Here is a 23,337-nt window from a genome sequence, read left to right as displayed (position 1 = left end):
CATGACATGGAACGCGTTCGCCTGGAGTTCCCCGCGACGGACCTCGTGCATCGGCATCGACTGCCGGTGCGCATCGGCGCCATGAATTATGGCCGTCACCTTGCGCATGATGCCGTCACTATCTGGCCCCACAGGTGGGACGTGTTCGGCCATCCCAGTATGAGGGCCGGCCTGACCACCCAATATCGCGCCGAGGCACTGATCAGGGCCAAGCAGCGGGGAACCGACTGATGTCGCGGGAGTATCCCATCATTGCCGTGACCGGCTCCTCGGGCGCCGGTACCACGACCGTCAGGCGTACCTTCGAACGCATGTTTTCCCGCGAGGATGTGCATGCCGCCTTCGTCGATGGCGATGCCTTCCACCGTTACACCAAGGAAGAGCTGACCCGGATCTTTCGCGAGGAGCCCGAGCGCACCGACGAACTGTCGCATTTCGCTGTCGAGGCCAACCTGCTCGACCGACTCGAGGCGCTATTCCAGGAATACGGTGAGCACGGCAGCGGCACCTATCGGCACTACATCCATGCCGAGGACAAGCGCATGATCGAGGCCGGCTACAAGGTCGGCACGTTCACCGAGTGGCAAGCGCTGCCCTGCGGTACGGACCTGCTTTTCTACGAGGGGCTGCATGGTGGCCTGGTGACCGGTGAGTACGACATCGCCCGCTATGTCGATCTGCTCATCGGCGTGGCGCCGACCATGAACCTGGAGTGGATCCAAAAGATCGACCGCGACACCAAGCTTCGCGGTTACTCTCAGGAGGCAGTGATCGACACCATCCTGGGGCGCATGCACGATTACGTACGCTACATCCAGCCACAGTTTTCGCGCACCCACATCAATTTCCAGCGTGTGCCCACGGTGGATACGTCCAACCCCTTCGAGGTGCAGGACATTCCCACCGATGCCGAATCCTTCGTGGTGATCCGTTTCCGCGACCCGGCCACGGTGGATTTTCCCTACCTGCTGGCAATGATTCAGGACTCCTTCATGAGTCGGCCGCATACGCTGGTGGTTCCCGGTGCGCGCATGTCGCTGGCGATGGAGTTGATTCTTGGGCCGGTAGTGAAGCACCTACTGGGCCAGCGGCGCTTTCGCTAGGCGCAGGTTTTCCGAGCAACCGCATTGTCGTGTTGCGTGGTATAGGCGAAGTGACATCGAGGAGAAGTGAATCATGGATTGCCTGTTCTGCAAGATGGTCGACCGCGAGATCGAGCCGGACATCGTCTATGAGGACGAGCATGTGCTGGCCTTCAATGACATCGACCCCAAGGCACCGACCCACATCCTGATCGTGCCCAAGAAGCACATCGCCACGCTCAACGATATCGACGAGGCGGATCTGGCGCTGATCGGGCGACTGCAGTTCACCGCGGCCAAGCTGGCCAAACAGCAGGGCTTTGCCGACAACGGTTACCGGGTGGTGATGAACTGCAATGAAGACGGCGGCCAGTCGGTCTATCATATACACATGCATCTGATGGGCGGTCGGCACTTCACCTGGCCGGCGGGATAGCCGCAGCAGCGATCCGTGCGACGGATCCTCCATGACGAGTGCTACGACGCATCCGGTGCATACAGGGCCACACCTTCCGGGTGTGGCCCTTCTGATGGGGCAGTCGGCCCCGGCAGGTCCAGATTCCTTTCGTTTACCAGGGGGTAGCGATGCTTCGCAAGCTGACGCGTACCGACAACGTCATCCACCAGTTCGATACCGTGCTGCGTACGCTGGTGCCTCATGCAGCCCAGCCAGCGCGTCCCTCGCCAGCGATCAAGGCACGCGATGGCGATATGGACGATGCTGAGCGTCGCCATGCCGAAGGTCTGATGCGCATCAATCACACGGGCGAGGTGTGCGCCCAGGCGCTCTATCAGGGCCAGGGACTGACCGCCAAGCTGCCCGATACGCGCGAGCAGATGGAACACGCGGCTCAGGAAGAGATCGATCATCTCGCCTGGTGCGATGAACGACTCAAGGAACTCGGCGGACGGACCAGCTACCTCAATCCGCTGTTCTATGCGGCATCCTTCGGCCTGGGGGCGACGGCTGGTGCGGTAGGCGATCGGGTCAGCCTGGGCTTCGTCGCTGCCACCGAGGAGCAGGTTGGCCGCCATCTCGATGCTCATCTCAAGGCACTGCCGGCAGGCGACCGCCGTTCGCGGGCGGTCCTCGAGCAGATGCGTGCAGACGAGGCGCATCACGAACGTTGGGCGCTGGAAGCCGGCGGTTCGCGGTTTCCCTCGCCTGTGAAGCTCGGCATGAGGCTGATGTCGAAAGTGATGACCAAGAGCGTCTACCGCGTGTAAGCCGACCCCGCCATGTCGCAGGTCATCCATGAACGCTTCGTCTCGATCGCCGAGGGCCTGAGTCCCGCACTGGCCGATGCCATGGCGCGAGGCGGTCCGGTCGAGTTCAACTTCGATGACTCGCAGCCTCTCGCCGAGCGACTGTGTCGTTCCGTGGCCGGTCAGCAGCTCTCGGTGAAGGCGGCGCGGGCCATCTGGAATCGCGTACTCACGGCTGCCGGGGAAACCCCGCTGGCCGATTATTTCATCGAGGCCAATGGCGAGGCGTTGCGTGCCTGCGGATTGTCGATGGCCAAGACACGAGCCATTTGCGCCATCGCCGAACAGGCGCGCCTGGGCGAGCTCGAGGCCGAGGCGCTGCGTCCGCTCGACCATGCCGAGCGCTCCCGACGGCTCACGGCACTGTGGGGCGTAGGGCAATGGACGGCGGACATGGTTTCGATCTTCTATTACGGAGATGAAGACGTCTGGCCGGACGGTGACGTGGCTGCACGCAAGACCCTGACCCGACTGACCAGCCCGCGGCGCAAGACGACGCGCACTGCCGCACGATTCGCGCCGCATCGTTCGTGGCTGGCGCTCTATCTGTGGCGTCATGTCGATGCGCCGCCGCTGTAACCATCGTGAACGCGAGATGGAAAAGCCCGCGGATGGAGCGGGCTGGCGTCAGGCTCGTCGGCGTGCCTAGCCCTCGACGATCTCATAGGAGTGGGTGATATCGACGCCGCCCTGGGCGAGCATGATCGATGCACTGCAGTACTTCTCGGCGGAAAGCTCCACGGCACGCTTGACCTGGTTCTCCTTGAGCCCCTTGCCGGTCACCGTGAAGTGCACATGGATCTTGGTGAATACGCTCGGCACGCTATCGGCCCGTTCGGCCTCGATGCTGGCCACGCAGTCGCTGACCGGAGCGCGCGACTTGTCGAGGATCTCCAGCACGTCGAAGGAGGTGCACGCGCCCATGCCCATCAGCAGCAACTCCATGGGGCGGGGACCGGTGTTGCGGCCGCCGTGGTCGGGCGGGCCATCGATGACCACACTGTGACCACTGCCGGATTCCGCCACGAACTGGCGACCGTCGGTCCACTTGACGCTGGCTTTCATCGATTCGCTTTCCTTCTGGTTGGTATCGTGGTGTCGCAGGATAGCATCCTGTCCATGTCATCGAGTCGGCGGGTCCTGTCCCGTTCAGCGGCGCTTCAGCCAGGCATCCAGGGCCTGTAGTCGCTCGGGCGTGCCGACGTCGACCCAGGGGCCGCGATGATGGCAGCCGGCAACGCGACCGGCCTGTATGGCGTCGCGCAGTAACGGGGCCAGTTTGAAGGCGCCCTCGGGCCGGTCGGCCACTAAAGCCGGATCGATCAGGCTGATGCCGCTGAAGGTCAGGCGTGGCTCGCCGCTGGCGTGGACCCGGCCTGCCGTGTCGAGAGGGAAGTCTCCCTCGGGGTGATGCTCGGGATTGTCGACCAGCACCAGGCGGGCCAGATCGCCGCCGAGTGGCGCCAGCCAGGGCGGGGCGATCTCGCACCATACGTCGCCATTGACCAGCAGAAACGGCGACGCGCCGAGTAGCGGCAGCGCCTGGCGAATGCCGCCGCCGGTTTCCAGTGGGGTCGGCTCGTGGCTCCAGCGGATGTTGACGCCATGGGCCGACCCGTCGCCCAGCGCGTCGACGATCTGCTGCGCACGGTAGCTGACGTTGATCACGATATCCGTGATGCCCAGTGCCTTCAGGTGGTCGATATGATGCACGATCAGCGGCTTGTCGCCGACCTCGAGCAGCGGCTTGGGGCAGTGGTCGGTGAGCGGGCGCATGCGCGTACCCAGCCCGGCAGCCAAAATCATTGCCTTCATGATTGCCCTTCCCGGCGGGCGTGCTGGGCCAGTGCCTGGGTCAATGCCGGCGCGAAGGTGTTGTCGAGCCAGTCGACCAGCCCGGCGTAATCGGGCCACGGCGCCAGACTGTCACGCAAATGCTCGAAAAAGCGGGGCAGACGCTCGAGGTAACCCTGTTTGGCGTCACGCAACGTCAGGCGGCAGAATATGCCGAGCACCTTGAGCGAGCGTTGCGCGGCCATGGCATCGGCCATGTGCAGGAAGGTGTCGTGATCGACGTGCTCGGGCAGCCGGCCATCCGCGATGGCGCGCTGGCGAAAGTCCTCGACCCAGGTGGCGAAACGCGCGCGGGGGAAACGCCAGTAGCGGCCCCGCAGCAGCGAGATCATGTCGTAGCTGAGCGGGCCATCGACGGCATCCTGAAAATCGAGCAGCCACAGCCGTTCGCCATGCACCATCAGATTCATGGCATCGAAGTCGCGATGCACGGCGACGCGTGGCTGGCTCAGCGCCGTCTCGATCAGACGCTGGCGATGCCTTTGCCAGTTGGGTGGCGGGTCGATGGCCAGAAAGCGCGTCAGGCACCACTCGGGAAACAGGTCCAGTTCGCGACCCAGCAAGGCCTCGTCATAGGCGGGCAACGAGCCGACCGGCGCTTGGTTCTGCAGGGTGTCGATCAGAGCCAGGGCGTGCCCCTGCCAGGTCAGGGCGGCTTTGCTGTCCTCGTCACACAGCAACAGGTGCATGGGCGTGTCGCCGAGGTCCTCGAGTTCGATGAAGCCGGCATCCAGGTCCTGCGCATGCAGGGCGGGAACGGGCAGGCCGGCGTCGCGCCAGTCGCGGGCAATGGCAACGAACGGGCGGCTGTCCTCATGCTCCGGTGGCGCATCCATCAGGATGCGGGTGGTCCCGTCCGGTAGCCATAGCCGGAAGTAGCGCCGAAAGCTGGCGTCGCCGGCCGCCAGCGCGAGGCGAACCTGACTTACGGGCAGGTCATGGCGTATGGCGACCCAGTCGCGCAGGGCGTCGAGGCGAGAGGCATTGGCGTCGTTCGGCATGCAGGCTCCTTGGTTGACGGGGTCGGCTCGCCGCCGCATGCTGAGGCTTCCCAGCGCAACCTCTCGACCCGCTGCGCGATCGAGGGGAGGACGTGCGGCATGGGGACTGTATAATACCGATTCCAACCGTCAAGGACACCGAGGATTCATGGGCAAGCGATTGTTGTGGACTGCCCTTGCCGGCCTGGCCGCGCACCATGCCCAGGCGGCACCACCGCCGTCGCTGCCGGCGGAACGTCTCGACTGGCAGCCTTGGGGGGCGGATGCCCCACCCAATGCCCTCTGTCGGGGCCGCTACGTCATGCCTCCCTATGCGCTTGCTCCCGGCGAAACGCCTGAGCAGATCCTGTCGGCATCGGAAAGCGCCGAATATGGCGAGGGAGGGGAAACGCTGCTGCGTGGCGAGGTCGTGTTGCGGCGCGACACCAGCCAGCTCCAGGCCCCACTGGTGCGTGTCAACGCGGCGAGGGATACCGCCTTCGCGGAAGGGCCATTGACCCTGCGTGATCGTGGCCTGCTGGTACGCGGCGAGTCGGGGCAGTTGGCTCTCGACAGCGATGCCGCCCAGGTCGATACCGCGCATTATGTCGTGCATCAGCAGCGTCTGCGCGGCGATGCCCAGCGTCTGGCCCGGCTCGAGGATGGCCGCTATCGCTTGAGCGAGGCCAGCTACACCACCTGCGAACCTGGCAACAACCTCTGGCGCCTGGTCAGCAACGATGTGGTTCTGGATCGCGAGGAGGGCTTCGGCACCGCTACCCACGCGCGCCTGGAGGTCGGCCACGTACCGGTGTTCTATTGGCCCTGGGTACGCTTTCCCATCGACGATCGCCGCCAGTCGGGGTTCCTGTGGCCGACCATCGGCATTTCCGGCGACTCTTTCGATTATGCGCAGCCCTATTACCTCAATCTGGCGCCCAATTACGATGCCACCGTCACGCCGCGCTGGATCAGCAACCACGGCCTGCTGATGGGCGGTGAGTTCCGCTACCTGTTCCCCACGGACGAAGGGCAGGTCGAGGGAGCGTACCTAGCCAGCGACAAGGCCGGCGAAAGCGACAACCCCAACGACCCGGACGACGCCTTCGAGGGTGAGGAACGTTGGTACTTCGATTATCTGCACCGTGGCCGCTTCACGCCCCGGCTGCGCTATAACCTGCGCTATGGCGCGGCCAGTGACGGGCGCTACTTCGACGACTTCGGTCGGGACTTCGGCGAGACCGAAACCGAATACCTGTCCCGGCTGGCCCAGCTCAGCTACAGCGGCACGACCTGGTATCTCGAAGCCAAGACCCAGGGGTATCAGCGACTCGAGTATCCGCTTGCCGAGAACGACAAGCCGTTCTACCGCCTGCCCAGCCTGACCGCCAACGCCAGCTGGTCGCAGGACAACGGGCTCTACCAGCAGTGGCGCTCCAATGCGACCTACTTCTGGCGCGACGTGGACGCGACCGAGGTGCCGCTGCGCGAATCGGCCACCGGCTCGCGCGTGCACCTGGCGCCGGCCGTGGGTTGGCGGGGCGACGAATCGTGGGGGTTCCTCGAGCCGCGCTTCGCGCTGCTCTACACCGCCTATGATCTCGACTACGGTGAGCGCGAGACCGACTTCGACACCGGCCTGACGCGTACCGTACCGGTCAGCTCGCTGGATGGCGGACTGATCTTCGAGCGCGACGTCGATCTGTTCGATGCGGCGTGGCGCCAGACGCTGGAGCCTCGCCTTTACTACGCTTACGTGCCGGAGCGGGACCAGAGCGAGTTTCCCGATTTCGATACCGACGAGAGAGCGTTTTCCTGGAGCCAGTTGTGGACGCCCTATCGTTTCTCGGGTGCCGACCGGGTGGGCGACGTCAACAAGCTCTCGTATGGCGTGTCGACCCGTTTCATCGAGGACGACAGCGGCCGTGAGCGTCTATCTCTGGGCGTAGGTCAGAGCGCCTACCTCGAGGATCGCGTCATCGGCATGGAGGGCGACCTGGAATTGCCCGACCGGGGTAGCAACTACCAGGCCTGGTACGATGCCACCCGCGATCGCTCGCCGGTGGTGACGCAGCTCGACTGGCAGGTGACCGACCGCTGGAGTGCGCGCTACGAGTGGTTCTACGATGCGCACCGCGAACTGACCGAGCGCACGGCCACCTACCTGCGTTATCGGCATCCCGAGGGGCACGTGCTGAACCTGGGATATCGCTGGCAGCTACAGGGCTTCGATCCCTCCGGCGATGCAGAGGACCGCCTTGGGTATAACCGGGAGGACTTCGACGTATCGTTCGCCTACCGGGCCACGGCCAGCCTGGACCTGATCGGTCGCTACACGTACGACAACACCAACGATCGAGCCCTGGAACAACTGGCCGGCGTGCAGTGGAACGATTGCTGCTACGGCGTTCAGGTGGCGTGGCGCGAGTGGATCGAGGACAACGACACCGCGAATACCATCGACGACGATTATTCCGACCGTGGGATATTCCTGCGCTTCGTGTTCAAGGGCCTGGGGGGCGTCGGTCAGGGAACCGAAAGCTTCTTCGAAGAGTCCATTCCGGGTTATCGGCCGACCCAATTCCAACAGTGAGTGAGGTTTGTTAATGCGCAGACGTTGGTTTGCTTCGTGGAGCCTGGCCCTGATGCTGGCGCTTTCCCTGACTGGGGTATCAGCATCGGCATGGGCCGTGGAAGAGCCGCTGGATCGCATCGTGGCGGTCGTCAACGACGACGCCATCATGGCCAGCGAACTCGAGGATCGCATGATCCAGGCGCGCACCCAGTTGGCGAGTCGCAATATCGCCATGCCCGATGATGCCGTCCTGCGCCGCCAGGTGCTGGAGCGCATGATTGTCGAGCAGATCCAGTTGCAGATGGCCGAACAGGCCAATCTGACGGTGGACGATACCGAGTTGAACCGGGCGGTGCGCACCATCGCCGAGAACAATGGCATGAGTGTCGATCAGTTCGCCGATGCCTTGGAGGCCGATGGCCTGTCGCTGGCCGTGGTTCGCGAGCAGATCCGGCGCGAGATGCTGATGCGCGAGTTGCAGCAGCGGCGTGTGGCCAGTCGCGTCAATATTTCCGATCGCGAAGTGGAGCGTTATCTCGAGCAGCAGGGCGCCAATGCCAACGTCCGCTATCGGTTGGGGCACATCCTGGTGGCCGTGCCCCAGTCGCCGTCTCCCGACCAGGTCGAAGCCGCACGCCAACAAGCGCAAGCCCTGTACGAGCGTTTGCAGAGCGGCGCCGACTTCGCCAACGTGGCCGCTGCGGAGTCCGATGGCGCCAACGCGCTGGAAGGCGGCGACCTGGGGTGGCGTCAGGCCGGTGAGCTACCGTCGATCTTCACCGACGTGATCGGTGGCTTGAGTATCGGTCAGGTCAGCGAGCCGATCCGTAGTCCCAGTGGCTTTCATCTGGTCAAGCTAATGGATCGCGAAGGCAGCGATCAGTCGGGCGCGGCCCAGCGCGATCAGGTGCGTCAGCTGATCTTCCAGCGTAAGGTCAACGATGAACTCGAGGCCTGGGTTCAGCAGATTCGTGCCGATGCCTACGTCGACACTCGGTTGGAGCAGAGCGGTTCATGACGTTCCCCATCCTGGCGCTTACCACGGGCGAGCCCGCCGGCATCGGGCCTGACCTGACACTGATGGTGGCAGCATCGCAGATGCCGCTGCCCGGACGTGTAGTGGCCGTGGGCGATCCCGATATGCTCGCCGAGCGTGCCGCCAGGCTGAAGCTCGAGGTCGATATCGCCGTGCTCAACCCGGGGCAGGCGATCCCCGATGCGCGTACCGGCGTGTTGCCGGTATGGCCGGTGGCGCTCCAGGCCCAGGCGCTGCCGGGCAAGCTCGATCCGGCCAATGCCGACTATGTGCTGGCGACACTCGACCGGGCCATCGAAGCCTGTCGTCGGGGCGAAGCCGGAGCGATGGTCACGGCGCCGCTGCACAAGGGGGTGATCATCGAAGGCGGACATGCCGGTTTCACCGGGCATACCGAGTATCTACGCGATGCATGTCGCGTCGACGAGGTCGTGATGATGCTGGCAACGCGTCTCGACACGCCGACCGGCGTCCAGGATCTGCGCGTCGCCCTGGCTACCACTCACCTGCCGCTGCGCGAGGTGGCCGATGCCGTCACCGATCAGGGGCTGACGCGGGTGTTGCGTATCCTGGCCATGGATCTCGAGCGGCATTTCGGCATTGTCGCGCCGCGTATCGCGGTGTGCGGTCTCAACCCGCATGCCGGCGAGGGCGGGCACCTGGGGCGTGAGGAACTCGAGGTGATCGCTCCGACACTGGAGCGGCTGCGCGGTGAGGGAATGCAGCTCGACGGGCCTCTGCCCGCCGATACGCTATTCACGCCGCGCCACCTGGAAGGCGTGGACGCCGTCCTGGCGATGTATCATGACCAGGGGCTGCCGGTCCTCAAGTATGCCGGCTTCGGACGTGCCGCCAACATCACCCTGGGGCTGCCCATCGTGCGGACCTCGGTAGACCATGGAACGGCGCTCGATCTGGCCGGCACCGCGACGGCCGATACCGGCAGCTTGCGTGTCGCGCTGGAAGTCGCCGCGGAAATGGCCACTGGGCAGGCAATCGGGCGCTAAGCGTGCCCGCCCGCCATGACCGTTAGTGAATAACTGCAGCCCGTGTCCTGCCATACGGTAGCGTACGGGCTCGGCGATACCCTCGCATATGATCAAGGATGCTTCTTTCGCATGTCTTCTCGCCCTCCGGTTCATCGAGCCCGTAAACGTTTCGGACAGAATTTTCTGCGCGATCCGGGCATCATCTCGCGCATCGTACGCGCCATCGCGCCGCGCCCCGGACAGCGCCTGGTCGAGATCGGCCCGGGGCAGGGCGCACTTACTGCGCCGCTGCTCGAGGCGGCCGGGGCGCTGGATGTCATCGAACTCGATCGTGACTTGGTTCCGGGCCTGCGCGTGCAGTTTTTCAACTATCCCGAATTCAGTGTGCACGAAGGCGACGCGCTGAAGTTCGACTTTGCCGAACTCAAGGGCGATGGGCCGTCGCTACGCGTGGTGGGCAACCTGCCCTATAACATATCCACTCCGCTGATCTTCCATTTGCTGGCCCAGCGGGGTGCGGTCGCCGACATGCACTTCATGCTGCAGAAGGAAGTCGTCGAGCGGCTCGCGGCCGAACCGGGCAGTGCCGACTGGGGGCGACTGTCGATCATGGCGCAGTACCATTGCCAAGTGGACTCGCTGTTCATCGTGCCGCCCGAAGCGTTCATTCCGCGTCCCAAGGTAGATTCCGCCATCGTCCGTCTGGTTCCTCATGAGACACTGCCGGCCCAGGCCATCGACGAGGTACTGTTCGCCGACATCGTGCGGGAGGCGTTTTCGCAACGCCGCAAGACCCTGCGCAACAACCTCAAGGGCAGGGTATCGGCGGAAGCGCTGGAGTCTCTGGGTATCGATCCTGCTAGACGGCCCCAGACACTGACGGTGGCCGAGATGGTGTCGATTGCCAACCATCTGGCGGGAGTGCGGACATGAGCGAACCCATCGACGCCGTCCATGTCGACGTCGAGCCGGCCTACCGGGCCGACGAGTCGTCGCCGGGCGGGCAGCGCTTCGTGTTCAGCTATACGATCACCATCCACAATCAGTCGGCATGGACCGTACAGTTGCTGGCACGCTACTGGAAGATCACCCAAGGCAACGGCAAGGTGCAGGAGATGCGCGGCAAGGGGGTCGTCGGCGAACAGCCGGTCATCGCGCCGGGACAGACCTTCCGCTATACCAGTCGTGCCGTGCTCGAGTGCCCGGTCGGCGTCATGGAGGGCGCCTACACTTGCATCGAGACGGCGGCGCAACGACCGTTCGATGTCGTCATCGCGCCGTTTCGCCTGGCGGGACCCAACCAGGTGCATTGAGCCGGTCCCGAAAACGAATGGAACCGCTTAACAAGGAAGCCTATGCCAACCTATGCCATTGGAGACCTGCAAGGCTGCCATGCCGAGTTCGTGACCCTGCTCGAGTCGCTGAGCTTCGATCCCCGCCGTGACCGCCTATGGCTGGCGGGCGATCTGGTCAATCGCGGACCGGGGTCGTTGGCGTGTCTGCGCGAGGTGCATGCCTTGGGCGATGCCGCCAGCGTAGTGCTCGGCAATCACGACCTGCATCTGCTGGCCGTGGCGCGTGGCGCCGTCTCTGCCAAGCGCTCCGACACCCTGGATGCCATTCTCGATGCCGAGGATCGTGGCAAGCTGTTGGAGTGGCTGCAGGCACAACCGCTATGGGTCGACGATGGCAGCGCAAGCGATAGCCGTACGCTGATGGTGCATGCCGGCCTGTTGCCGGTGTGGACGCTATCCGAGGCATGCGAACGCGCTCAGGAAGTCGAGGCCGTGCTGCGCAGCGAACGGGCAGGTGCCTTTCTCGATGTCATGCACGGCAACACGCCGGCACGCTGGCAGGACGATCTCGACGGTGACGATCGCCTGCGCGCCATCGTCAATGCCTTTACACGAATGCGCTTCGTGGCCGCCGACGGCACCCTGGATTTCAAGGCCAAGGAAGGTCTCGACTCGGCGCCCGAAGGCTTCGCACCGTGGTTCACCTATCCGCGTGACGATGACCCGCGTATCGTGTTCGGGCATTGGGCGGCACTGCAAGGCCAGTCGCCTGGCGCTAGGGTGCGTGCCGAGGCGCTCGACACCGGCTGTGTCTGGGGAGGCACCCTCACTGCACTCGAGCTGGAAAGCGGCCGCAAGATCAGCGTGCCCTGCCGCAAGCCGGCCTGAACGCCACCCACACTCTTGCAACGGAGACACCATGACCCAAGCGTTCGAACATCTCGATCCCGTGACGCTGAAAGCCTGGCTGGACGAGGCGAAGCCGTTGACGCTAGTGGATATTCGCGATCCGTTGAGCTATGCCCGCGGCCACATTCCCGGCAGCCGCCATCTGGACAATGCCACCGTCGGCACTCTGCTCGACGAGTCGCCCCGCGATCGGGCCATGGTTGTGGTGTGCTATCACGGCCACTCGAGCCAACAGGCGGCCACCTGGCTGGCCGGACAGGGGTTCTCGCACGTTTATAGTCTGGATGGTGGCTTCACCGACTGGGAGCATCGTCATCCGCAGCGCGTGATGCGCCAGTCATGAGCGATCCTCATGTCGATGGTCTGCAGGTCTATCGCGTCGGCGGTGCCGTACGCGATGCCCGGCTCGGCTGGCCGGTGGTCGACCAGGACTGGGTGGTGGTCGGGAGCACGCCTGAAGAAATGCGGCGACGTGGCTTCCGACCGGTGGGGCGCGATTTCCCCGTCTTCCTGCACCCCGAGACCCATGAGGAGTACGCACTGGCGCGTACCGAGCGCAAGCAGGGGCATGGCTACACCGGGTTCGTGGTACATGCCAGTCCGCAAGTGACCCTCGAGGAGGACCTGGCGCGTCGCGACCTGACGATCAACGCCATGGCCGAAACCCCTGGCGGGACGCTGATCGACCCCTTTCACGGCCAGCGCGACCTCGAGGCGCGGCGGCTGCGTCATGTCTCGCAGGCCTTCGTCGAGGATCCGCTGCGTGTGCTGCGCACGGCACGCTTCCTGGCTCGCTATCAGGAGCTGGGGTTTCGTATCGCCGACGAGACGCTGACGCTGATGCGGTGTCTGGCCGACAGCGGCGAGATACGCCATCTCGTCGCCGAGCGGGTCTGGCAGGAGACCGAGAAGGCCCTGGGCGAGCCGTGTCCCCAAGCCTATTTCCGGAGCCTCCATGGGTGCCATGCGCTGGGCGAACTGATGCCGGAGCTGGCCGTCGATGACGATGCACTGAATGAGGCGCTGTCACGTCTCGACCGGCTGCCTGAAGCCGGGGAATCCGTGCCTCAGTGGCGCTGGGCACGGTTGTGCGAGCACCTCGGAGAAACCGCGCGAGATGCCCTGCAAGACAGATTGCGGGTCCCCAATGCTTGGCGTGACCTGGCGCGTCAGGCGGCCCTGACGCGCGACCTGTGTTGTGAGGCCGAGCGACAGGCGCCGAGCGGCGAACGACTCCTGCGCTGGCTGAATGCCATAGACGCTTGGCGACGTGAGGAGCGCGTCGAGCCGTTGTTGAGGCTGGCAGGGCTTTTCGATCCGTCCTTGGCCGAGTCTCTTCGCTTAGCCTGGCAGCAAGCGCAGCAAGTGTCGCCGCGCCAATTACTGGATGAAGGTTATCGGGGCGCGGCACTGGGCCAGGAGCTGGCCCGGCGCCGTCGACAGGCCATCGAGGCCGGCCTGAACGAAGGCTGACAGCCCTTGAGCCTTACGCTTTGTCTGAAAAATGCCTGCGCTCGCCCACACGGCGTTAAAAATCGGCTCAAAATGCTCATTTACACCGCGTAAACTCCGCTTTTTCGCCAATTTTGCCTTGTCTGGCCATCGCTCACCGATTTTTCAGACAGAGCTTAGCTGGCGTGGGAAATGTGCCGGCCCTGCCAGACGAAGTCCACCGGCCACAGGCGCTGAGAATCGGTATCGAAATCGGCCCACAGGCTGGCGTAGCGTTCGCCGTTGATCGGGTGACGATGCTCCGGCAACAGCTCGGCCAGGGGCCGCAGCACGAAGGCGTGCTTGACGATCTCGTCGCGTGGCAGCTCGACCCCATCGATATCGCCACGCAATGCATCGACGGTAAGCAGGTCGACATCCAGCGTGCGTGGGCTGAACTTGGGACTGTCCTTGCGCCGGCCATTGGCGAATTCCAGACGCTTGCACCACGCCTGTAACTCGCCGACCCCGGCCTCGCTCTCGAAGGCCGCCACCAGATTGAAGAAGTTGCGCCCGTCTTCGAAACCGACCGGCTCGCTTTCGAAGACGCGAGATATCTGCAGCTCACCGAACTCGGCATACAACGCATCGAGACAGGTCTGAACGTGGTGTTCACGCTCGATATTGCTGCCGATGCTGACCACTACCAACGCCATCAGCGCTCACCCCGTTCGATACTGACACCGACGGCCCTGGCATTGGCCACGGCGCCGGGCTTGCGCAGCGTCAGGCGCAACCAGGCAACGGCGAACTCCTCGCGCAGCAGTGCCGCGAGCCGTTCGGCAAAGGTCTCCACCAGCTCGAAGCGGCTGGATGCAGCGAACTCGCCGATCCGTTCGCTGATCGCGGCATAGTTCAGCGTCTGGGCCAAGTCGTCGCCTGCCGCTGCAGGACGAATGTCGGTAGCCAGTTCCAGGTCCAGTTCGAGACGCTGCCGAATGGTGCGTTCCCAGTCGTAGACACCGATGACGGTCTCCACGCTCAATCCTTCGATCAGCACGCGATCCACACGCTACCCTCGGTCATGGTTAAAACTTCGATTGTAATGCACCAAGCTGGCAGAATCATGGATTGGCCCCTTGTCCGGATACTGCCATGCCGCTTGCCGCTCTTGTCACGCATACTACCCTGCTGACGCTCATGGCGTACCTGTGCGGCGCCTGCCTGGGGGCGGTATGGGTGTGCCGCTTGCGTGGTCTGCCGGACCCGCGCCTGCGCGGCTCCTTCAACCCGGGATTTTCCAACGTGCTGCGCCTGTACGGCAAGCGCCTGGCGCTGGTGACGCTGCTCTTCGATGCCGGCAAGGCGGTACCGGTACTGTGGCTGGCCAAGGGCGGCGGCCTGCCGGCCTGGGCGCAGGGGGTGGTCGGGCTGGGCGTACTGTTGGGGCACAGCTATCCGATATGGCATCGTTGGCGTGGCGGCAAGGCGGTGGCCAGTGCATTCGGGGTCCTGCTCATGCTGACACCGACCGTGGCGTTGCTGTGTGCCGCCTGCTGGGCGTTGCTGGCCTGGCGCGTACGCACCGCAGCCATCGCCTCGCTGGCCAGCGCGCTGCTGGCCCCACTGGCCAGCGTGTGGCTGGCCCGGGATTATGTGTGGGTGGTGATCGTCTTCGCCTTGCTGGTCGTGCTGCGCCATGTCTGGAACATTCAGCGCCTGGGGCGCGGCGAGGAACCTCCCCTGAACGACGGTAAACTCAGGCGGCGGGAGGAGTGAGCCGATCCAGCGGCCAGCGCGGTACGGCCTGCATGGCCTCGCCGTCGCGTTCTCCGGCAAGCAGGCGCTGGGCGCCTACGTAGGCGATCATCGCCCCGTTATCGGTACAGAAGCGACCACGGGGGTAATACGCCCTGGCACCGCGTTTGGCGACTTCGGCGCCCAGGCGTTCGCGCAGGCGTGAGTTGGCGCTGACCCCCCCGGCTACCACCAGGCGCTTGAGCCCGGTCTGATCGAGGGCACGCCGACATTTGATGACCAGCGTATCGACCACGGCTTCCTCGAAGGCGCGGGCAATGTCGGCGCGGCCTTGGGCGTCGAGCAGGTCGCTTTCGCGTAGCGAATTGAGCGTCGTCAGGGTGTGGGTCTTCAGGCCCGAAAAACTGAAGTCCAGTCCCGGACGGTCGGTCATCGGCCGCGGAAAGCGGAAGCGCTGGGGATTGCCGTGTTCGGCCAGTCGCGCCACTTCGGGACCGCCGGGGTAGGCCAGGTCGAGCATCTTGGCGGTCTTGTCGAAGGCTTCGCCGGCCGCGTCGTCGACCGACTCGCCGAGCAGCCGGTAACGGCCCAGGCCGTGAACTTCGACGAGTTGCGTATGACCGCCGGAGACCAGCAGGGCGACGAAGGGAAACTCGGGAGACGTGTCCTCGAGCATGGGAGCGAGCAGATGGCCTTCCATATGATGCACGCCGAGTACCGGAATGCCGAGTGCCCGGGCCATTCCGTGCGCTGTCGAGGCGCCGACCATCAGCGCGCCCACCAGGCCGGGGCCGGCCGTGTAGGCGACGCCATCAAGGTCGTGGCGAGACAGGCCGGCCTGATCCAGCACGTCTTGGATCAGCGGCAGCAGCTTGCGGGTATGATCGCGGGAAGCCAGCTCGGGCACTACGCCGCCGTATTCGGCATGCATGGCGACCTGACTGTAGAGTGCATCGGACAGCAGCCCACGTTCGGTGTCGTAAATGGCGACGCCGGTCTCGTCGCAGGAGGTTTCGATCCCCAGTACGCGCATGGTGTTGGCTCATCGATCCTGGAAAAGGGCGCCATTTTACGCCGATTGCCGACAGGACGGCAGGGGCGGAACAATGAATTTGCAAAGGGCTGTAACGGCGACTAGAATACCTGACTCTGCAAGACTGGGTCGTGCACCCGGATTCCCGTCAGATCGTCTTCGAATGTTCACTTTGTCCGTTGTCCACTGGGTGGGCAGGTCAAGGTGTGATCCACGGGCCAAGGTGTACGTACAAACCGAACTCATGATTTCAAGGTAGGTGAGTGCTTAATGCCTTCTGTCAAAGTACGCGATAACGAGCCGTTCGACGTCGCTCTGCGTCGCTTCAAGCGTTCCTGCGAGAAAGCTGGCGTCCTCTCCGAGGTTCGTCGTCGCGAGAACTACGAGAAGCCGACTGCCGTGCGCAAGCGCAAGGCTGCGGCGGCCGTCAAGCGTCACGCCAAGAAGCTGCAGCGTGAGCGCAAGCGTTTCGAACGGCTATATTGATCCGTACTTGAGGTAGAGTCTCTACCTCAGAGGGACGCCAAGCGGCCGCCATACGGTGGCCGCTTGTTTTTGGCCCGCTGTTGTCCCGGTGCCGTTTTCTTGCCCACGACGCGTCAGAGCCCAGCATGGCCGGTCAGATTCCTCAGCGCTTCATCGATGACTTGCTTGCCCGCGTCGACGTGGTCGAGGTGGTTGGCGAGCGCGTCCAGTTAAAGAAGGCCGGAAAAAATTACTCCGGGCTGTGTCCGTTTCATCAGGAAAAATCGCCTTCGTTCACTGTCAGTCAGGACAAGCAGTTCTATCACTGCTTTGGCTGCGGTGCCCACGGCAACGCCCTGCGTTTTTTGATGGAGTATGACAATCTGCGCTTTCCCGACGCGGTCGAGCAACTGGCGTCGCGCCAAGGGCTGGAGGTGCCGCGCGAAGGGGCCGACGACCCACGGGCTCAGGCGCGTGAGAAAAAGCGTCAACAGGGCGTCAACCTGCTCGAATTGTCGGCGTCGTTCTTTCGCGAACGCCTGGCAATGAGCGAGGGCGGCCAGGCGCGCGATTACCTGTCGCGGCGTGGCTTGTCGCAGGAGATCGTGCGTGACTTCGGCATCGGCTATGCGCCCAATGACTGGGAAGCGCTCAAGCGCCATCTTGCCGGTCATGGCATTTCCGATGCCGTTCAGATCGAGTATGGCCTGCTCGTGCAGCGCGAGGACAGCGGTCGCAGCTATGACCGGTTTCGCAATCGGGTGATTTTTCCGATTCGCGACTGGAAGGGGCGCACCATCGCTTTCGGCGGTCGTGTGCTGGGCGATGCCAAGCCCAAGTATCTCAATTCTCCCGAGACGCCGGTCTTCCATAAGGGGCGCGAGCTGTACGGGTTGTATGAGGCGCGCCAGGCCAACCGGCAACTGGATCGATTGGTGATTGTCGAAGGGTATATGGACGTGGTGGCGTTGGCGCAGTTCGGCATTCGCAACGCCGTGGCTACGCTCGGCACTTCGACCAGCGAGGACCATCTCAATCGGTTGTTTCGCCTGGTGGGCGAAGTGGTGTTCTGCTTCGATGGCGACAATGCCGGTCGTCAGGCAGCGCGGCGTGCGCTGGAGACCGTGTTGCCGCTGATGATCGATGGGCGACAGGCGCGTTTTCTGTTCCTGCCCGAGGGCGAGGATCCGGATAGCCTGGTCCGGCGCGAGGGGCCGGAGGCGTTCGCCGATCGCATCGTCTGTGCCAGCCCGCTATCAGAGTTTCTGTTCGAGCAGGCAGCGGAGGGGCGCGACCTGCAGCGTGTCGAGGAGCGCGAACGTTTCGCTACGGCGGTTCTCAAGGCGCTGGAACGTTTGCCGGAAGGCGTGCTCAAGTCGCTGTTGCTGAGTGAATTGGCGTCGCGTACAGGGGTCGAGCAGGGGCGTTTCAAGGCGCTGCTCAAGACGCCGGAGCCGGCAGAGCTTGCGATGCCGGTCGATGTGCCGCCGGATGAGTCGCTCTATGCCGAAGAATCGGTGCCGGTGCGGTCCCGGCGTCAGAGCAACGCTCTCGACCTGATGGCGCGTACGCTACAATTGCTGGTGCATGAGCCGGGACTGGTGGAACATCTGCCTGAAGAACTCGACTGGTGTGCCGATAACGATAATGACGGACGCTTGTGTCGCGAAGTCATTCGTCTGCTGCGTGCCGGCCGCTACCGCAACATGCAGGTACTGCTGGCGCATTTTCAGGGGACCGAGGAGGGGCAGCGTCTGAACGAGCTGGCCCGGCGTGAATTGCTGATTCCGCGCGCGGCGCGTGCCACCGAGCTCGATGGGTTGGTGGCCCATTTTCGCCAGCGTTTGGCTCAGCACACTCCGCAAAGCGAGTTCGATGCCTTGCTGGCCAGGGAGAAAGCCGGCGAGAAACTCTCCAGGGACGAGAAACGGCGGCTCATGGAGCTGCTGGTGACGCTCAAGGCCCCCGGTGCGCGTTAATTGGCGTGGGGGTTGAATTGTCGCCTACCATCTCCATTTAAGGTGGTATCGGCAAACGAGCGTAACCGAACAAACTAACATACCTGGATGACAGCGCAAATAGAGTGCTGGCGGACTATATGTCTAAGCCGCTATAATTGCAGGCTTATGAATTTTTCATCGCCTTGCGTTCAGGTACTTCATTCTTCTTCGTCGAGATAGGGTTTCTATGGCTGGAAATGCTCAGCAGCAGTCACGCCTGAAGGAGTTGATCGCACGCGGCAAGGAGCAGGGCTACCTGACCTATGCCGAGGTCAACGACCACCTTCCAGAGGATATCGCCGACCCGGACCAAGTGGAAGACATCATCGGCATGATCAACGACATGGGTATCAGCGTCGTTGAAGAAGCCCCCGATGAAGATACCCTGATGATGTCCGACCACTCCACTGACGAGTCTGCCGCCGAGGAAGCGGTGGCGGCGCTGGCGGCCGTGGAGAGCGATGTCGGCCGGACCACCGATCCGGTGCGCATGTACATGCGCGAGATGGGGACCGTCGAGCTGTTGACTCGGGAAGGCGAAATTGCGATCGCCAAGCGCATCGAAGAAGGCACACGCGAGGTGATGTCGGCGCTGGCGTACTTGCCCGGTGCCGTGGAATCCATCCTGGAAGCCTACGATGCGACCCAGGACGAGGAAATGCCGGGGCGCCTATCCGACCTGTTTTCCGGCTTCATCGATCCCGACGAGGGGATTCCCGGCGTGGCCGAGGCCGAACCTGCCGAGGAGCCGGTCAGCGACGATCTCGACGATACCGAGGCGGATGGCGGCGACGATAGCGACGACGAGTCCGACGATAGCGAAGAAGACGATACTAACGCTAACGAAGGTGGACCGGATCCCGAGGAAGCGCGAGCGCGCTTCGAGCAGATCCGTGAGCAGAACGAGGCGGTCAAGGCGGCCGTGGCCAAGCATGGGCTGAAATCGCCTGAGGCCATTGCCGAGCAGGCACGCCTGGCGGAGCTGTTTTCGCCGATCAAGCTGGTGCCCAAGCATTTCGAACGCCTGGTAGGCCAGGTGCGGATTAGCGTCGAACAGGTTCGAGACCAGGAAAAATCCATCCTGCAGGTGTTCGTCAAGCGTGGCAAGGTGCCCCGCAAGACCTTCATCAACACGTTCCCGGGCAACGAGTCCAATCAGGACTGGCTGGACGCTTTTCTTGCCGACAACCCGAAGTTTGCCGGCAGTCTCGAGCCGTTTCGTGGCGATATCCAGCGTGCCCAGCGCAAGATCGCCTTCGAGGAGCAACTGGTCCAGTTGCCGGTATCCGACATCAAGGAAGTCAATCGGCGCCTGTCGATCGGCGAGGCCAAGGCGCGGCGTGCCAAGAAGGAAATGGTCGAGGCCAACCTGCGTCTGGTCATCTCGATCGCCAAGAAGTACACCAACCGTGGGCTGCAGTTCCTCGATCTGATCCAGGAAGGCAACATCGGTCTCATGAAAGCCGTCGACAAGTTCGAGTATCGGCGCGGTTACAAGTTCTCGACTTATGCCACATGGTGGATTCGTCAGGCCATCACCCGCTCCATTGCCGATCAGGCGCGCACCATTCGTATTCCGGTGCACATGATCGAGACCATCAACAAGCTCAACCGCGTATCGCGGCAGATGCTTCAGGAGATGGGGCGTGAGCCGACGCCCGAAGAGCTGGGTGAGCGTCTCGAGATGCCCGAGGACAAAGTCCGCAAGGTGCTCAAGATCGCCAAAGAGCCGATCTCCATGGAAACGCCCATCGGTGACGACGACGATTCGCACCTGGGCGATTTCATCGAAGACAGCACCATGATCCTGCCGATCGACTCCGCGACTGGCGAAGGCTTGATCGAGGCGACGCGTAACGTGTTGGGCGGCCTGACCGCACGCGAAGCCAAGGTGCTGCGCATGCGCTTCGGGATCGACATGAATACCGACCACACCCTTGAGGAAGTCGGCAAGCAGTTCGATGTCACCCGTGAGCGTATCCGTCAGATCGAGGCCAAGGCGCTGCGCAAGTTGCGTCATCCGTCGCGCTCCGAGCCGCTGCGTTCGTTCCTTGACGAATAAGCTCCGCCCTTCTTGGGCAAACGCGCCCGCAAGCTTCGGCTTGCGGGCGTTTTCGTTGGGACTTAGCTCGTCTGGTTCGTGGCGCTGCGCCGCGCCTCCTCCACGATCCAGTCGTGCACGGCCTGAACGCGACGGTCGTCAAGCGCGCCCTGTCGATAGACGATGCCGTAGTGCTTGCCCGTAGCAACACGCTGAGGGAAGGGGGCGATCAGCTTTCCGGTTCTTAGTTCGTCGGTAATCAGGGTGCGCCGCGCGATGGCGACCCCCATGCCATCGGTGGCGGCCTCCATGGTCAGCTGGTTGCGATTGAAGGTGTAGCCTCGTCGCACGTTGACGTGGGGGGCCTCGATAGCGTGCAGGAAATGTTCCCATTCGGCGTAGTCATGGCTGCCGCGCCAGGCCGTCACGTCGTGCAGCAACGGATAATAGGCCAGATCCTCGGGGCGGTGTAGGGGCGGCCTGCCCCGCAACAGGGCGGGAGCGCACACCGGAAAGATGACCTCATCCATCAGCAGGGTAATCTGTAGGCCCGGATAGTGGCCGTCGTTCAAGTCGATGGCCAAGTCGAAATCGCCATCGCGCAGTGAAATGTTGCTGTCCTCGGCGGCAATATGCAGCTCGATATCGGGAAAGCGTGCCTGCAGTCTCGGTAAGCGCGGCATGAGCCACTTGGCGAGGAATGAGGGCACCGAACGCAGCCTCAGAATCCCACTCATGACCCCCGATCTCAGGCGTCTGACCTCGAGACCGACCGCCTGGTAGGCTTCATCGACGACCCGGGCGAGCCGATGCCCCTCGTCGGTTAGCTCCAACTGGCGAGGCAGTCGCCGGAACAGCCGAAAACCCAGGCGCGCTTCCAGCTGCTTGACTTGTTGGCTCACGGCGCCGGTCGTGACGTGCAGCTCCTCGGCGGCACGTGTGAACGACAGATGGCGTGCACTGATGGCGAACACCTTCAGCCAGGCATGGGTCTGGGCGTTGAGATGGCGGGTCATGGTTTAGTTATTCTAAATCCAAGGCAAGATATTATGGGTTGTTGTCCGTATAACCGATCGCCATCCTAGGAGTCAATCGCATCGCTAAGCGAAGCGCTTTAGTCATTTTGATCCGTTAGGGCACTCTTGCCGCTGGCACGTCGAGGAGAACAACTATGGCCATCAGTGTATTCGACCTGTTCAAGATCGGAATCGGACCCTCCAGCTCGCACACGGTAGGACCCATGCACGCGGCCTGCGATTTCGTCACGGTCTTGCATGAGCGCGATCTTCTGGAACGTGTCGCGCGGGTCGAGGTGCATCTTTACGGGTCATTGTCGGCGACCGGGGCAGGGCACGGCACCGACCAGGCCGTGATCATGGGACTGATGGGCGAGCGTCCGAACCGGATCGATCCGTCGATCGTCGGCCCCTGCATCGAGGAGTTGCTCGAGGCACAGACGCTGATGCTCGACAATCGCTGGGCGATTCCCTTCATCTGGGCGCGTGACATGCAATGGCACGACGAGTGCCTGCCCCATCATCCCAATGCACTGACCCTGGTTGCCCATGGTCACGCAGATGAACTCTATCGCAACACCTACTACTCGGTGGGCGGCGGTTTCGTCATCGATGAGCGTCAGGCCCAGGCGGGCGAGTTGGACACCGATACCACCGCGTTGCCTTACGACTTCAACTCGGCGGCAGAGTTGCTGGCCTTGTGCCGCATGCATGGGATGCGCATCAGTGAAGTGATGCTGGCCAATGAGATGGCCTGGCGTGACGAAGCCGAGATCCGCGCCGGTCTTTGGCGCATCTGGGAGGCCATGCGCGAGTGCGTGGACAATGGCGTCTCTCATGAAGGCATCCTGCCGGGAGGGCTCAATGTGCGCCGGCGTGCTCGCAAGCTACACCAGCGCCTGCTGGCGGCCGAAGACGATACCAGCCTGATCGCTTCGACCTTTTCGGCCATGGATTGGGTCAATGTCTTTGCCCTGGCGGTCAACGAAGAGAACGCGGCCGGGGGGCGCATGGTCACGGCACCCACCAATGGTGCAGCGGGCATCGTGCCGGCCGTGCTGCACTACTACATGAAATTCCAGCAGGGGGCCTGCGAGCGGGATGCGGTCGATTTTCTGCTGGCGGCTGGAGCGGTAGGCATCCTGTGCAAGAAAAATGCCTCGATCTCGGGCGCGGAAGTCGGCTGTCAGGGTGAGGTCGGTTCCGCGTGCGCCATGGCCGCCGCCGGGCTGGCCGAAGTGATGGGGGCCTCGCCGGCTCAGGTGGAGAACGCCGCCGAAATCGGCCTGGAACATAATTTGGGGCTGACCTGCGATCCGGTAGGTGGCTTGGTCCAGGTGCCTTGCATCGAACGCAATGCCATCGCTGCGGTGAAGGCAATCAATGCGGCACAAATGGCGCTGCGTGGCGACGGTGAGCATTTCATTTCGCTCGACAAGGCAATTCGCACCATGCGCGATACCGGACGCGACATGCAGGACAAATACAAGGAGACCTCACGGGGTGGTCTGGCGGTAAATGCCATCGAATGCTAGCCAACGCCTGGGTTAACCGGACGATTCGATTCGACTAAATCGTGCGTCTGCGCTGGCGTCGTTGATGTTTAT

At 63.3% G+C, this 23,337-nt stretch carries 25 protein-coding genes; 18 read left to right on the top strand and 7 right to left on the bottom strand.

What is annotated here, in order from left to right; translation table 11 throughout:
* Positions 1 to 6: 6 nt before the first annotated feature.
* The 5 genes from MHM84_RS12720 (at position 7) to MHM84_RS12700 (ending at position 2,927) form a co-directional block, all read left to right on the top strand.
* Positions 7 to 231 (top strand): hypothetical protein, encoded by a 225-nt coding sequence (locus MHM84_RS12720; protein WP_239266718.1) that lies wholly within the window; start codon positions 7 to 9, stop codon positions 229 to 231.
* Positions 231 to 1,103, top strand: a complete 873-nt coding sequence (locus MHM84_RS12715; RefSeq protein ID WP_239266716.1) for a phosphoribulokinase — start codon at positions 231 to 233, stop codon at positions 1,101 to 1,103. The genes MHM84_RS12720 and MHM84_RS12715 overlap by 1 nt, the downstream gene beginning before the upstream one ends.
* A gap of 73 nt (positions 1,104 to 1,176) precedes the next feature.
* On the top strand, positions 1,177 to 1,518 hold the full coding sequence (locus tag MHM84_RS12710; protein ID WP_239266714.1) for a histidine triad nucleotide-binding protein: 342 nt from the start codon (positions 1,177 to 1,179) through the stop codon (positions 1,516 to 1,518).
* Positions 1,519 to 1,667: 149 nt separating this feature from the next.
* Complete coding sequence (coq7, locus tag MHM84_RS12705; RefSeq protein ID WP_239266712.1) at positions 1,668 to 2,309, top strand: 2-polyprenyl-3-methyl-6-methoxy-1,4-benzoquinone monooxygenase; 642 nt, start codon at positions 1,668 to 1,670, stop codon at positions 2,307 to 2,309.
* 12 nt (positions 2,310 to 2,321) lie between these two features.
* A complete protein-coding gene (locus tag MHM84_RS12700; protein WP_239266710.1) occupies positions 2,322 to 2,927 on the top strand; it encodes a DNA-3-methyladenine glycosylase 2 family protein in 606 nt (201 codons plus the stop codon).
* Between the two features lie 66 nt (positions 2,928 to 2,993).
* Here MHM84_RS12700 and MHM84_RS12695 read toward each other — a convergent pair whose 3' ends face one another.
* From MHM84_RS12695 to MHM84_RS12685, 3 genes are all read right to left on the bottom strand, one after another.
* Positions 2,994 to 3,413 carry an OsmC family protein gene (locus tag MHM84_RS12695; RefSeq protein WP_239266708.1) on the bottom strand — a complete coding sequence of 140 codons (420 nt, stop codon included), beginning with the start codon at positions 3,411 to 3,413 and terminating at the stop codon, positions 2,994 to 2,996.
* A gap of 84 nt (positions 3,414 to 3,497) precedes the next feature.
* Entirely contained in the window at positions 3,498 to 4,163 is a 666-nt protein-coding gene (gene murU / locus MHM84_RS12690; RefSeq protein ID WP_239266706.1) for an N-acetylmuramate alpha-1-phosphate uridylyltransferase MurU, read from the bottom strand.
* Positions 4,160 to 5,203: a phosphotransferase gene (locus MHM84_RS12685; RefSeq protein WP_239266704.1), complete on the bottom strand. Its 1,044-nt coding sequence runs from the start codon at positions 5,201 to 5,203 to the stop codon at positions 4,160 to 4,162. The genes murU and MHM84_RS12685 overlap by 4 nt, the downstream gene beginning before the upstream one ends.
* Positions 5,204 to 5,351: 148 nt before the next feature.
* On the opposite strand from MHM84_RS12685, the gene MHM84_RS12680 reads away from it, so the two are divergent.
* The 8 genes from MHM84_RS12680 to MHM84_RS12645 all read left to right on the top strand — a co-directional run bounded on the left by MHM84_RS12680 (position 5,352) and on the right by MHM84_RS12645 (position 13,459).
* On the top strand, positions 5,352 to 7,775 hold the full coding sequence (locus MHM84_RS12680) for an LPS-assembly protein LptD (protein ID WP_239266702.1): 2,424 nt from the start codon (positions 5,352 to 5,354) through the stop codon (positions 7,773 to 7,775).
* A 13-nt stretch (positions 7,776 to 7,788) separates the two neighbouring features.
* Positions 7,789 to 8,775 (top strand): peptidylprolyl isomerase, encoded by a 987-nt coding sequence (locus tag MHM84_RS12675; RefSeq protein ID WP_239266700.1) that lies wholly within the window; start codon positions 7,789 to 7,791, stop codon positions 8,773 to 8,775.
* Complete coding sequence (pdxA, locus tag MHM84_RS12670) at positions 8,772 to 9,800, top strand: 4-hydroxythreonine-4-phosphate dehydrogenase PdxA (protein WP_239266697.1); 1,029 nt, start codon at positions 8,772 to 8,774, stop codon at positions 9,798 to 9,800. The genes MHM84_RS12675 and pdxA overlap by 4 nt, the downstream gene beginning before the upstream one ends.
* 111 nt (positions 9,801 to 9,911) lie before the next feature.
* A complete protein-coding gene (gene rsmA / locus MHM84_RS12665; protein ID WP_239266695.1) occupies positions 9,912 to 10,715 on the top strand; it encodes a 16S rRNA (adenine(1518)-N(6)/adenine(1519)-N(6))-dimethyltransferase RsmA in 804 nt (267 codons plus the stop codon).
* Positions 10,712 to 11,095 carry a Co2+/Mg2+ efflux protein ApaG gene (apaG, locus tag MHM84_RS12660; protein ID WP_239266693.1) on the top strand — a complete coding sequence of 128 codons (384 nt, stop codon included), beginning with the start codon at positions 10,712 to 10,714 and terminating at the stop codon, positions 11,093 to 11,095. The genes rsmA and apaG overlap by 4 nt, the downstream gene beginning before the upstream one ends.
* Positions 11,096 to 11,137: 42 nt before the next feature.
* Positions 11,138 to 11,965, top strand: a complete 828-nt coding sequence (locus MHM84_RS12655) for a symmetrical bis(5'-nucleosyl)-tetraphosphatase (protein ID WP_239266691.1) — start codon at positions 11,138 to 11,140, stop codon at positions 11,963 to 11,965.
* Between the two features lie 31 nt (positions 11,966 to 11,996).
* Entirely contained in the window at positions 11,997 to 12,329 is a 333-nt protein-coding gene (glpE, locus tag MHM84_RS12650) for a thiosulfate sulfurtransferase GlpE (protein WP_239266689.1), read from the top strand.
* Positions 12,326 to 13,459, top strand: coding sequence for a polynucleotide adenylyltransferase (locus MHM84_RS12645; RefSeq protein ID WP_275445761.1), 1,134 nt, complete (start codon positions 12,326 to 12,328; stop codon positions 13,457 to 13,459). Before glpE ends, MHM84_RS12645 begins: the two co-directional genes overlap by 4 nt.
* A 155-nt stretch (positions 13,460 to 13,614) precedes the next feature.
* Here the strand turns inward: MHM84_RS12645 and folK are convergent, their stop codons facing one another.
* A complete protein-coding gene (gene folK / locus MHM84_RS12640; protein WP_239266687.1) occupies positions 13,615 to 14,133 on the bottom strand; it encodes a 2-amino-4-hydroxy-6-hydroxymethyldihydropteridine diphosphokinase in 519 nt (172 codons plus the stop codon).
* On the bottom strand, positions 14,133 to 14,486 hold the full coding sequence (gene folB / locus MHM84_RS12635) for a dihydroneopterin aldolase (RefSeq protein WP_239266685.1): 354 nt from the start codon (positions 14,484 to 14,486) through the stop codon (positions 14,133 to 14,135). Before folB ends, folK begins: the two co-directional genes overlap by 1 nt.
* 86 nt (positions 14,487 to 14,572) lie before the next feature.
* On the opposite strand from folB, the gene plsY reads away from it, so the two are divergent.
* Entirely contained in the window at positions 14,573 to 15,196 is a 624-nt protein-coding gene (gene plsY / locus MHM84_RS12630; RefSeq protein WP_239266683.1) for a glycerol-3-phosphate 1-O-acyltransferase PlsY, read from the top strand.
* Here the strand turns inward: plsY and tsaD are convergent.
* Positions 15,177 to 16,208 (bottom strand): tRNA (adenosine(37)-N6)-threonylcarbamoyltransferase complex transferase subunit TsaD, encoded by a 1,032-nt coding sequence (tsaD, locus tag MHM84_RS12625; RefSeq protein WP_239266681.1) that lies wholly within the window; start codon positions 16,206 to 16,208, stop codon positions 15,177 to 15,179. The two genes, plsY and tsaD, sit on opposite strands and share 20 nt — an antisense overlap.
* Positions 16,209 to 16,478: 270 nt before the next feature.
* Between tsaD and rpsU the strand changes: the two genes are divergently transcribed.
* The 3 genes from rpsU (at position 16,479) to rpoD (ending at position 20,735) form a co-directional block, all read left to right on the top strand.
* Positions 16,479 to 16,694, top strand: coding sequence for a 30S ribosomal protein S21 (gene rpsU / locus MHM84_RS12620; protein WP_072819584.1), 216 nt, complete (start codon positions 16,479 to 16,481; stop codon positions 16,692 to 16,694).
* A gap of 125 nt (positions 16,695 to 16,819) precedes the next feature.
* Entirely contained in the window at positions 16,820 to 18,652 is a 1,833-nt protein-coding gene (gene dnaG / locus MHM84_RS12615) for a DNA primase (protein WP_239266679.1), read from the top strand.
* Between the two features lie 208 nt (positions 18,653 to 18,860).
* Complete coding sequence (rpoD, locus tag MHM84_RS12610; protein WP_239266677.1) at positions 18,861 to 20,735, top strand: RNA polymerase sigma factor RpoD; 1,875 nt, start codon at positions 18,861 to 18,863, stop codon at positions 20,733 to 20,735.
* Positions 20,736 to 20,797: 62 nt separating this feature from the next.
* Here the strand turns inward: rpoD and MHM84_RS12605 are convergent, their stop codons facing one another.
* Positions 20,798 to 21,730, bottom strand: coding sequence for a LysR substrate-binding domain-containing protein (locus MHM84_RS12605; protein ID WP_239266675.1), 933 nt, complete (start codon positions 21,728 to 21,730; stop codon positions 20,798 to 20,800).
* A gap of 155 nt (positions 21,731 to 21,885) precedes the next feature.
* Between MHM84_RS12605 and MHM84_RS12600 the strand changes: the two genes are divergently transcribed.
* A complete protein-coding gene (locus MHM84_RS12600; RefSeq protein ID WP_239266673.1) occupies positions 21,886 to 23,265 on the top strand; it encodes an L-serine ammonia-lyase in 1,380 nt (459 codons plus the stop codon).
* Positions 23,266 to 23,337 lie beyond the last annotated feature (72 nt).

This window comes from Halomonas sp. McH1-25, from assembly GCF_022348165.1.
In the GTDB taxonomy this organism is placed as follows: domain Bacteria; phylum Pseudomonadota; class Gammaproteobacteria; order Pseudomonadales; family Halomonadaceae; genus Modicisalibacter.
This window is presented reverse-complemented; position numbering and strand designations above follow the sequence as displayed.